Origin of the sequence: Methanobrevibacter sp., assembly GCF_045116495.1 — an archaeon.
In the GTDB taxonomy this organism is placed as follows: Archaea; Methanobacteriota; Methanobacteria; order Methanobacteriales; family Methanobacteriaceae; genus Methanocatella.
The window spans coordinates 1-3,303 of sequence record NZ_JBGULU010000173.1; the positions used below are offsets into that span (position 1 = coordinate 1).

Here is a 3,303-nt window from a genome sequence, read left to right on the forward strand (position 1 = left end):
ATACCACCGGTAGCTAAACATAATGCTAAAAGACGAGCAAAGGATAAAACATCTCCCATAAATCCGAAGATATCCATTACACCATAAGCACCGTTAGCCCAAATTAACAATCCAATAGTGACAAGAACTAATACTCCACCTAATGCCATTCCAATCATACCTATTGCAGGCATGACGTATCCTAATGCAATTAAGGCAATACCGGCTTCAAATACAAACCAACAAAGTTGAGATCCGATAGCCTCTTTAGTCCTTCCGTATCTTAAGTTGTTAATAGCACCTAATACAAATCCGATATTGACATATAATAAACCAATAGCAATAGCTATTACTAAAATAGTTTCAGGATGTTTAAATGCTTCAACAGGTGCGAATACAGTTGGTAAACGGAAACCAGCTATTCTTTCCGGGAAGTCCCCAATAAAACCATTGGTAATCAGACCCAGTATAACTGCCCATAAACCTGACCAAATTAAAATCCAACCAAATGAATGCATAGATTCTTTGACTTTTCCAAGACCTTTTAATAATACTACACCAATAGCGGCTACTAATAAACCATAAACTGCATCGGTTAAACAGAAACCGAAGAAGAATGGGAATGTTATTGCAACAAATATTGTTGGGTCAATAGCATTATAACGTACCGGTGAGTACATGTCTACAAGATACTCGAAAGGTTTTGAGTACCATCCGTTTTGTTGTAAAACTGGAACATTTTCATCATCTGTACCTTCAACCTCTATTGTTTCAAAGGCACAATGTCCGTCAGAACTTTTTTCAACCAATTGTTCTACTTTTTCAGTGTCTTTGACAGGCACCCATGCTTCAAGTACATAAGCATCTTTAGTTTGAACAAATGATGAAAGGATTTCGTTCTTTTCTTTTTCATTTTCTAATTGTTCTTTGAGAGCCAATATCTCATCGTCCCATTGTTCAGCAACTGCTCTTAAATCTTTTTTAACAGCAGCACGTTCGGATTCAATGGTCAGTAGTCTAGAATCAGCTTTTGAAATAATATGTTGAGGGGTTCCTTCAACATCACCTACTTCAATTTTCTCAAAGTCGAATTTACGAAGTGTTGAATAAACATCATCACTAAATTCTTTTAATGTTACTACAGTGATAATTTCTCCTTCTTTATCATCCATAGGAACAGTAAATACTTCTAATTCGTCTGTCAAGTTACTTAATTCATTTTTGATTTCTGAAGCAGATTCAGCGTTAATCCTACCAACAGTAGTAGAAGTGTACTTAGAATCCTTTAAAAGAGCTAAATCCATGTCAAAATTTGATAAGCGATTAGCCAAACTTTTATTAGACTGTAGTTCACTTGTTTCAGCGTCGAGTGCGGCTAGTTTTCCTTCAATAACGCTTGTTTTACTTTCCACTTGAGCTAAAGTATCTTCAGCTTTTTCAATGAAAGCTTCAGTATCTAAAGCCTCTACTTCTTTTTGAACTGGCATGTCTGGACTAATAAAAGACATTAAAGTATCTTTTAACCCATGGCCTTCTGATAAAGAATCTCCCAATAGTTCAGATATACCATTTGTTTTCATAAGAAGTGAAGATAATTTACCTGTGTATGGAGTAGCTTTTGCAGGAGCTACTAATTCCGCTAATTCAGGATCTTGCTGAATGCTTTCAGAAATATCACTGACTTGTATGAGTCCTGATTCGTGGAGAGCATCCACTGTAGGAGTTACATACTTTTCCAGTGTAACAATTCTAATTTTTCGCATTCTAGCTGTCTTGAACATATAATCTCACACTACAAAATATTTTTGACAATAATTGAAGCAGCTTCATCAACATTTGCCATAGCTTTGTCTTTCAAGGCTTTTACCTCTCCTTTAGACTGCTCAGCAATTGTTTGTGCTTCTTTTTTAGCCTTATCTTCTGCATCAAAAACAGTATTTTTAGCTTCTTCTTCTGCTGCGATTTTAGCTTCGGAAATAATTTCTTCAGCTTTTAATCTTGATTCAGAAATTAAATCTTTTGATTGAGACTCTGAATCAACAATAAGTTGTTCAGCATCAGATTCAGCTTTTTTTATCATTGCGATTGCGTCTGATATCTCTGCCATAATTAATCACCATGGTGTACTTATTTTTGTTGAGCAATATATATATCTTTTACTATTTAATATTTGTAAAAATAGCTGAAATTTAAATTTAAATAAAAAAAAGTATTCAAAAAATAAAATTTAGATAAAAAAATAATAAAAAAAAATAAATAAACGATAAATAAGTTATCTGTAGAACCATTTCAATATACTAGGCGGTAACTTCTGCATATAAGCAAGCACAGCAATTGCAATGATAATCAAACCCACTATAACAAGTTCCATATTGTAGGGATAATCCAATATCATATACCCTGCAACAGCAATAATGATACCTTCAAAGAAAAATACTGCTTTGGTCCAGCTTGGATTATATAAGATAATCATATAAGCAACACCAATTAAAACAAATATGATTGAGGTAACAAGAATATCATTTGTTATTGGTTGGTGTCTTAAAAAAGGAGCTATTCCCCAAACGATTAATGCCAAAGCCAACATTACACCTAATAATTTAAACATTTTAACATTTGCCATAATAACACTTAATTTTAATTTAAACTTTCTATTATTTATACCATTATATTCAAAATGATTAACATGGAGCGTGCAGTTTGGATAATTCTTAACAAAAATTTTTCACTAACATTGGACAGTGAAATTAAAGATGGTGAAATCCGTGATAAAAAATTCTCTCCAGGAAGCGATATCTGGACAGAGGAGATTCCCCGTTTGGGATTCAGTGATGAGAAAGTGCAGAATGACTATGAGAAATTCATTTCTGATATTGAATCATTATTTAATGAGTCCAGCGTCAATGAAGTATTCATTAACGCAAAAATAGGTGAGGAATCTGAATACATTAACGCAGAAACCCCATTAGTAATAAGAAAAATAGAAGAATATACTGTTGATGAAATCATAAAATAGCTGTGGCTTTGGTTAATACTTCATCCATAGTGTTGAATTCCAAAGGTTCGCCTACATCAGACACTTTTTCTGTGGTTATCAGCACAGTTGGTGATGCCCAAAGATAGGAATATGTAAAATACGCCAAATTGAAAATTATAAATGCCCAGAAAAATGACAAAGCCAAAATTAAACAAACAACCTGGATTAGAATATTTCCATATCTCCTTTTACACATCAGAATATAATTTTCATCCCTTTCCAAAATTTTAAATTTTTTTTGAGATAATTCATCAGAAATACTCTCCATTTCCTTTGAATTATCTGCA

The 3,303-nt window shown here is 33.2% G+C and carries 5 protein-coding genes; 1 reads left to right on the plus strand and 4 read right to left on the minus strand.

Going from position 1 to position 3,303, the window contains the following annotated elements; genetic code table 11:
- The 3 genes from ACJMLH_RS09400 to ACJMLH_RS09410 all read right to left on the minus strand — a co-directional run.
- A partial coding sequence (locus ACJMLH_RS09400) for a V-type ATP synthase subunit I (protein WP_405277030.1) occupies positions 1 to 1,760 on the minus strand: 1,760 nt, incomplete at its 3' end.
- Between the two features lie 11 nt (positions 1,761 to 1,771).
- Positions 1,772 to 2,086 (minus strand): ATP synthase archaeal subunit H, encoded by a 315-nt coding sequence (gene ahaH, locus ACJMLH_RS09405; protein WP_405277032.1) that lies wholly within the window; start codon positions 2,084 to 2,086, stop codon positions 1,772 to 1,774.
- Between the two features lie 165 nt (positions 2,087 to 2,251).
- Positions 2,252 to 2,602, minus strand: a complete 351-nt coding sequence (locus ACJMLH_RS09410; protein ID WP_405277034.1) for a hypothetical protein — start codon at positions 2,600 to 2,602, stop codon at positions 2,252 to 2,254.
- Positions 2,603 to 2,665: 63 nt separating this feature from the next.
- Between ACJMLH_RS09410 and ACJMLH_RS09415 the strand changes: the two genes are divergently transcribed.
- Positions 2,666 to 2,995 carry a hypothetical protein gene (locus ACJMLH_RS09415; protein WP_405277036.1) on the plus strand — a complete coding sequence of 110 codons (330 nt, stop codon included), beginning with the start codon at positions 2,666 to 2,668 and terminating at the stop codon, positions 2,993 to 2,995.
- Here ACJMLH_RS09415 and ACJMLH_RS09420 read toward each other — a convergent pair.
- Positions 2,985 to 3,303: hypothetical protein (locus ACJMLH_RS09420; RefSeq protein ID WP_405277038.1), on the minus strand; the 319-nt coding region annotated here is incomplete at its 5' end. The genes ACJMLH_RS09415 and ACJMLH_RS09420 overlap by 11 nt on opposite strands.

Bases quoted from the DNA above. Each gene is read 5' to 3' on its own strand.
- ACJMLH_RS09410 (WP_405277034.1), bottom strand. From the start codon at position 2,602: ATGGCAAATGTTAAAATGTTTAAATTATTAGGTGTAATGTTGGCTTTG.
- ACJMLH_RS09415 (WP_405277036.1), top strand. From the start codon at position 2,666: ATGGAGCGTGCAGTTTGGATAATTCTTAACAAAAATTTTTCACTAACA.
- ahaH (WP_405277032.1), bottom strand. From the start codon at position 2,086: ATGGCAGAGATATCAGACGCAATCGCAATGATAAAAAAAGCTGAATCT.